Origin of the sequence: Rahnella sp. JUb53, assembly GCF_004346065.1 — a bacterium.
In the GTDB taxonomy this organism is placed as follows: domain Bacteria; phylum Pseudomonadota; class Gammaproteobacteria; order Enterobacterales; family Enterobacteriaceae; genus Rahnella; species Rahnella variigena.
The window spans coordinates 333758-341241 of record NZ_SLYT01000006.1 but is presented as its reverse complement, the minus strand read 5'-3'; the positions used below and the strand labels follow the sequence as shown (position 1 = coordinate 341241).

The 7484-nt window shown below is 45.6% G+C and carries 4 protein-coding genes and 2 pseudogenes; 4 read left to right on the top strand and 2 right to left on the bottom strand.

The window, feature by feature from the left end:
* Positions 1-92: 92 nt before the first annotated feature.
* Positions 93-775 (bottom strand): annotated as a pseudogene (locus EC840_RS16520) (IS3 family transposase); the annotation flags it as partial.
* 230 nt (positions 776-1005) lie between these two features.
* Between EC840_RS16520 and EC840_RS16515 the strand changes: the two are divergent.
* Together EC840_RS16515 and EC840_RS16510 are read left to right on the top strand one after the other, a co-directional pair.
* The gene (locus EC840_RS16515; protein WP_132966200.1) at positions 1006-1920 is read left to right on the top strand and encodes a hypothetical protein; all 915 of its coding nucleotides are present in this window, start codon (positions 1006-1008) and stop codon (positions 1918-1920) included.
* Positions 1921-2000: 80 nt separating this feature from the next.
* Positions 2001-3260 (top strand): hypothetical protein, encoded by a 1260-nt coding sequence (locus EC840_RS16510; RefSeq protein ID WP_186368085.1) that lies wholly within the window; start codon positions 2001-2003, stop codon positions 3258-3260.
* A gap of 29 nt (positions 3261-3289) precedes the next feature.
* Here the strand turns inward: EC840_RS16510 and EC840_RS16505 are convergent.
* Positions 3290-4359, bottom strand: a pseudogene (locus EC840_RS16505) (IS3 family transposase).
* Between the two features lie 337 nt (positions 4360-4696).
* Here EC840_RS16505 and yajD point away from each other — a divergent pair.
* Positions 4697-5044 (top strand): HNH nuclease YajD, encoded by a 348-nt coding sequence (gene yajD / locus EC840_RS16500; RefSeq protein WP_112288719.1) that lies wholly within the window; start codon positions 4697-4699, stop codon positions 5042-5044.
* 206 nt (positions 5045-5250) lie between these two features.
* Complete coding sequence (locus EC840_RS16495; RefSeq protein ID WP_132966198.1) at positions 5251-7458, top strand: TonB-dependent siderophore receptor; 2208 nt, start codon at positions 5251-5253, stop codon at positions 7456-7458.
* Positions 7459-7484 lie beyond the last annotated feature (26 nt).

Below are 7484 nucleotides of genomic sequence, written 5' to 3'. Positions count from 1 at the left end.
TGGGTTTCTCATCGTGAGTTACCGGTTCAATATTCCAGACAGACTCGTGGTTCATTTGAGCGTCCATGCTCGCCCTGAACTCCGGGCACACTATAAGTCATGTCACTCACCCAATGCGTATTTGGGGTTGGGACAACGAACTGGCGTTCAAGGTAATTTGGACTGGCAAAAGAAGGCTTTCCGCCATCGTAATAGCGTCGTTTTCGGTATCCAGTCTGAGATGCTAGTTCAGCGAGCCTCATCAGGCGCGCGATCCTGTTACGTCCGACGCATTCACCCAGATCTTTCATATCGAGCCAGATTTTTCGATAGCCGTAAACCGTACCGCTTTCAAGCCACAGTTGTTTAATCAAGCCTGTTTGCCGTTCATCTTGCCGGGTACGCAAAGATTTAGGCCGCTTTAGCCACTGGTAATAACCGCTGTGATGGAGGCCAAGAACCAGGCATAACCTGCGTACAGCATAAAAGGACGACATTTTTTTAATGAAGGCGTACTTCAGCCTGACGTTCTTGCAAAGTACGCGGCGGCTTTTTTTAAGATATCCCGCTCTTCAGTTACTCGCTTAAGTTCTTGCCTGAGGCGCTTTACTTCATGCTGAAGTGCATCGTCCTGCTTACGCTGCGGCTCGGGCTTCTGGTAGCGCTTAACCCAGGCGTAAAGACTATTAGTGGATACACCAAGTCGAGAGGAGACCTCAGACACAGGGTACCCCTGCTCAGTGATCTGTTTTACGGCTTCAATTTTGAATTCTTCTGTGAACGTTTTGACTGACATAAACACTCCTTCATTAGGCCTCCATTATGAGGCAAAAAAGTGTCTACGAAACCCGGGTCTATTCATTTGGAAAATGCGCATGCGCGTTTTTCCGAATGGTGTATTTTTTCGAAAGCTGATAAGTTATTTGCATACAAATAGTATATTTTGCGCGCTTTCACTGGCCTAACGAGGTAAACACGCATGCGCACTCATAAACTGTTAGCAATCATAGGTGGGAACGAATAGTTATGACATTGTTGCAAAGTTGTCTTATCGATGTATTGAAGCCTAGAGAAGGTATTTTCCCTTATTATGATTCATTTTTATCTAGGTACTCATTAATTACAGTTACTGCAATCGTGTCTCAATGTAGTTTGTTACCTGAAACTTATGAAGGCATGACAAAAGCAGACATGGATAGAGATATTGATGGGATGGTTCAAGGTCTCCCTGCTGGTTCTGAAGAAAAGCGAAAAGCGTATCGATTTTTTTGTTTAGGTGCCCAAATTGATCCAGGAGAATCAGTTCAAGAGAATGAAAACAGGACTTTTGCATCAGAGTTATTTACTCAAGATGCAAAAAAACACTCACTCTCTAATAGAGAAATGATTTTAAGAGGTTTGAATTCATCAACCTTTTTAAACTACTTCTTTTTAATCGAAGATAGTTTAAAAAATATCTACATAGATTTGTTAAATCCTCACAATAAGTTCATAAAAGGCTCGGAAACAATCGAAGTGTGCTTAGTAAAAAGCATATATAAGGCTGATATTGTTCAGGAATTTCAAAAAGAGTTGTATGGTAGGAGTAAGATATTTTTCGATATTAGATCCCTAGAAATTATGTGGAGCCTTTTGAATCTAATAAGGAATCAAATAGCTCATACAAATGGATTTTATGATGACAAAGCCAAACGCTCACTAAATCGTAGAATTGAGAGCCTAGCGCAACACTATAACGGTAATGATGATTGTTTGCTGTCGATTAACATGATTCTCAATGTTTTTAAAAATCATGAAACACAAGTCAAGAAGACTGGATACTTAGTTATTGATGATTCTCTTGAGAATATAATCAGAAATATTTCCATTTTTATTATGGAGTCATTGTACGCTTGTAATCGCGACAAGATTGCTAACAAGGCCTTAAAGTCAGATTCGTAACAGTTGGCTCGGTTTCGCTTCACATTTTAGCCAAAAATTATTCACCGCTTAAGGCGGCGTTAGGTTTCAAGGAGAAAACATTGAGCAGCAGTCAGCCTTGGTTGAAATCAATGGAAAATGGGGGTCTTGGTGAAGCCAGAGCAAAGGCATTTTTGCTAGAACGATTTTGGGTTTTAGAGCGCTCTGTTGACATTCAGGGTGCAGATTACTTGATCCAGAGAAAGATCACCTCCCAAAACTTTATGGACAAAGAACCGCCAAAACTTGGTGTTGTTCAAGTCAAATACATACAAGATGGTAATACTTATATCAGCATCAATAAAGACTATGTCATTAATAACTCAGGTGAAACGTATGGAGAATTCTTTTTGCTTGTATTTTCCGGTCAAGAAGATGAAGCAAAAAGCTTTTTGATGACTTCACAAGATGTTTCAGATAATTTCGAAGAAAATGAAGTTAAAGGTAAGACAATTCTAAAGCTTAGGGGGGAAAAGATACTCGATAATAATAAATTTGAAATATTAAACAAGTGTTTAGCACTTAATAAAATCGATCATGCTCTTAAGCAATCAGACTTTAAACGTAATCGTATGTTTCTAGGAGCAACCAATTATATAAAACTTGACCCAGAGCAAATTGAGCATGACTTTTTATTACCATTAGATAATGGGTATGCAGACCTGCATGATGAGTTCTTCAAAAACAAGAAGCGCCTTCAATCTACACTGTTTGATATTGAAGAGGTTATTGATGGGATGAATAACATCCTAAAAACTTCCGATCCTGAAGAAGCCTTTAGCATCTATGCAGATGTTATTAGTCAACATGAAGGGTCTTCCATGGGAAAATGTATAAGCTTCAGTGTAGATTTTTTTGATGACGAAGACTTCTTAAGAGCAGTTAAAAATCATAAGTCAAGATTATCTGCAATTCGTGATCTGGGGCTGGAAAGCAGTTATTTTTTTCTTCTAAAAACATTTGTGAAATCAGTCTCAGAGCAATCTGCCAAGCTGAAACTAAGTAAAGAAGAAAAAGTGGAAGTAACTATTAAATATGATGCGAAAACATTAGAAAACCCTTCTATTATTGTTTCTAAAACATCTTACAAGGGTGAGTGTCCATTTATTGAGCTCAGCGAACTGGGTTATCAAAAGATATATTTTTGCCCATGGAACTGGTTTTCATGGGAGATTAGAGCTGGTAAAGAAACCTCCCCTAAAGACCCCAATGATATCGAACAACAATATATTAATTCCAGTTTTCTTTTTCGTAGGCCATTCCAAGTAGCATTAGAGAAACTCTTGATTGGAGAGGAATTAATCTCACCTTGGATGGAGTAAACCTAACAAGCTCTGTAAGTACACCCGTTTTAGTTCCACGCACTTTTTGAGATTTCCGGGTTTTCAGTTATCAGCCGGTATTCTTCCGGCGTCAGGTTATTCAGGGATTCATGAGGGCGCTCGCTGTTATATTCAGCCAGCCAGCGCTCTGTAATTTCCCGTGCTTCATTCAGCGTTCTGAACAGATAAAAATCCAGTATTTCTGTCCTGTACGTACGGTTGAACCGTTCGATAAAGGCATTCTGCGTGGGCTTGCCGGGCCTGATAAATTCCAGCATCACACCATGTTCTTCTGCCCATTGTGCCAGCGTCAGCGAGATCAGCTCCGGACCGTTATCCATCCGCATTTTCAGCGGATATCCGCGGTTTGCCACGATCCTGTCCAGCACTCTCACGACCCGCTTCGCCGGGATATTCAGGTCAATCTCGATCGCCAGTGCTTCGCGGTTAAAATCATCCACCACGTTGAAGGTCCTGAAGCGCCTGCCGCACACCAGCGCATTGTGCATAAAATCGATGGACCAGCTTTGGTTCATCGCCTCTGGCGTCGCCAGCGGAGCCGGATTACGCACCGGCAGGCGCTGTTTTCCCTTACGGCGAAAATTCAGTTTCAGCAGGCAGTAAACACGGTGAACCCTTTTATGGTTCCATGTATTGCCCTGTCTGCGCAGCACCTGAAAAAGCTTTTTAAATCCGTATCGTGGATAGCGTTCAGCCGCCACGGTCAGCGCCATAATCACCGGCTCATCACGTCGCGTATCTGGCTGATAACGAAATACCGTCCTGCTCAGCGACAATGTCCTGCATGCCTGACGTAAGCTCATGGCAAACTGCGCGGTCAGATAGCTGACCAGCTCACGCTTTATCGCTGATTTTAAGGCTTTTTTTCAATCACATCTTTCAGTGCGCGGCACTCGAGACTCAGGTCCGTAAAAATCTGTTTCAGCCTGAGGTTTTAATCCTCGAGGTCTTTCATCTTTTGATACCAGAGGATTCCATACCGCCGAACTTTGCTTTCCAGTTGTAGTACGAGGCCTCAGGCGCGGCAAAGGTCTTTAACGGTGCGTCCGGCTTCGACGGACTTCAGAACGGCGATGATCTGGTGTTTGAAATAGTACTGATAATAAGAGCCGAGCCCACGACCTTCGCATTACGAATGTGAGCCAATTAGAAAATGAGTATAAACATGAGTACAAATAAATTAAAAATAAAATAAAACAATAAAAATAAATACAATAAAAACAAAATCACAGTTCAACGTCTAAACCGCACTTTAGTTTCTGCATTGACTTAAAACCCACGCATTGTCGTGGGTTTTTCTTTTTATGATCAGGCTGCAGGCGCCCGACTCCCTCTTTCATTTCGCCTCTCCCTCATTACGCGATATATTAGAGGCATTCTCATAAAATTTTCTCTTTGTAACAGGTAACATCTCAATGGCACTGATCCCAAAAAACTACCAGCGGCTGGAAAGCGGCTATCGTGAAAAAGCACTCAAAATCTATCCGTGGGTGTGCGGCCGCTGTTCGCGGGAGTTTGTGTATTCAAACCTGCGTGAGCTGACGGTTCACCATATCGATCACGATCACACCAATAACCCGGCAGATGGCAGTAACTGGGAGTTGTTGTGTCTGTATTGCCATGACCACGAGCATTCAAAGTACACCGAAGCCGACCAGTACGGTTCAACGGTGGTGGCCGGTGAGGATGCACAAGATGATGTTGGCGCTGCCACCTATAACCCGTTTGCCGATTTACAGGCGATGCTTAATAAGAAGAAATAGATTCAATTACGCTCCTTCAGCAAAACTAAAAACCTCGGCATTAACCAAAATCCACGCGATGCCGTGGATTTTTTTATGATGTACGGGGCGATTCCAGCCAAAAAAGTTAGTCCCCTAAGATTTTCCTTGCATCCCAAATTGCCGCAAGCATAATCGCAAATCCAAATAATAATGATTCTCAGTCCTTTTTACATCAGGGTTACATTATGCGCGATTCAGTTACATTCACAGGGTTCAAACCGAGCCTGCTGGCACTCTTTGTCAGCGTCACCTGTATACCGGCGATGGCGGCGACCGCCCCTGCTCCGGCGACCTCTTCGACAGCAGCGTCAGGCGATACCATGACCATCGTCAGCGCGCCAGATAATGAATTCAAACCAGGCGGAAATGATCTGGTTCCGGCTTATCTCGACGGACAGGTGGCGCATGGCGGCCGTCTCGGTATGCTCGGCGAACAAAATGCGATGGATGTGCCGTTCAACGTGATGAGCTTCACCTCGAAACTGGTGCAGGATCAGCAGGCAAAAACCATCGCTGATGTAGTGCGTAATGATGCCACCGTCCAGAACGTGCAGGGATACGGCAACTTTGCTGAAACCTACCGCATCCGTGGTTTTGAACTCGATGGCGATGACATGACCTATGGCGGACTGCCGGGCGTCGTTCCCCGTCAGGTGATGGATGCCTCGTTAATCGACCGTGTGGAAATTTTTAAAGGTGCCAACGGATTGATGAACGGCGCGGCAGCGACCGGCGTCGGCGGCATGATCAACCTCGAACCTAAACATGCGGACGACACGCCACTGACCCGCGTCGGTGTTGATTACACCTCCTCTTCTCAGGTCGGCGGCACATTGGATCTGGGGCGTCGTTTTGGCGATGACAACCAGTTTGGTGTCCGTCTCAATGCCGTTAACCGCGAGGGTGAAACCGATATTGATGGCGAGAAAAAACGCACCACGGCAGCGTCACTCGGGCTTGATTATCGCGGCGATCGTCTTCGCACTTCCGTGGATATGGGCTATCAGAAGAAGACCTTCCACGACGCCCGCCTTGGCGTAAATATCAGCGGTGTAGATTTCATTCCGAAAGTGCCGTCTAACAGTCACAACTACAGTCAGGACTGGATTTACAGCAACATTGAATCTGAGTTCGGGATGGCAAAAGCGGAATACGATGTCACCGATAACTGGACCGTCTATGGCGGTGTTGGCGCACAGCATTCGCGGGAAACCGGCGACTACGCGTCCCCTGCGCTGAAAGATGAAGATGGAACGGCGACGATTGGCCGTCTGGACACTAACCGCATCATCAACAACTTCAGCGGTATGGCAGGCATTCGCGGCAATTTCGATACCGCATTTATCACTCACAAAGTGAACTTCGGTTATTCCGCGCTGACATCACGCAATAACACCGCCTGGCGTATGGCCTACGGTGCCAACGCAGAAAACACCAATATTTATGACACCCCGAATGTCCCGAACCCGACACCTAATCTGTCAGGCGGCAATTACAACGATCCGCTGACGACCGGACGTAACCGCACTCAGGGCTATTTACTCAGCGATACGATGGGTGTGCTCGATGACACCGTATTGTTCACCGTCGGTGCCCGTCATCAGAAAGTGGTTGTGCGTAACTACAGCAATGCCACCGGCGCAGAAGACGTTTCAACGCGTTACGACGACAGTCGCTGGATGCCGACGTATGGCGTGGTCTATAAACCGTGGCAGGTACTTTCCCTCTACGCCAACCACACCGAGTCTTTGCAGCCGGGCGATGTTGCGCCGGATACCGCGAAAAACTACGGTACAACCACCGGGATTGCGCATTCAAAACAGAATGAAGTGGGCGTAAAAACAGATTTTGGTCGCATCGGAGGTTCACTGGCGTTATTTGAAATCAAAAAACCTTCCGGCATCCTGAACAGTGATGGCTATTACGGCATGGACGGTGAACAACGTAACCGTGGCGTGGAGCTGAACGTGTTTGGCGAACCGGTGCTGGGCCTGCGCCTGAACGGCAGCGCGACCTGGATTGATCCGAAGATGACCAAAACTGAAGACGACACATACAACGGCAAAGATGCGATTGGTGTGCCGCGATACAATCTGGTGCTGGGCGCAGAATATGACATCAAACCGGTGGAAGGCCTGACCGCAACCGCGCTGATTAATCATTCCGGTTCACAATGGGCTGATTCTGCTAACACGAAGAAAATTGACTCGTACACCGTTCTGGATCTCGGCGTGCGTTACCGGACTAAAATCAACCAGAACGATATGGTCTGGCGTGCTGGGGTGGATAACGTGACCAACGAAAAATACTGGTCAAATATCGACAGTACCGGCACCTATATCTATCAGGGCGAGCCGCGTTCTCTGAAAGTCTCCATGACTTACGATTTCTGATCCTGAACGTAATAAAAACGGGGATG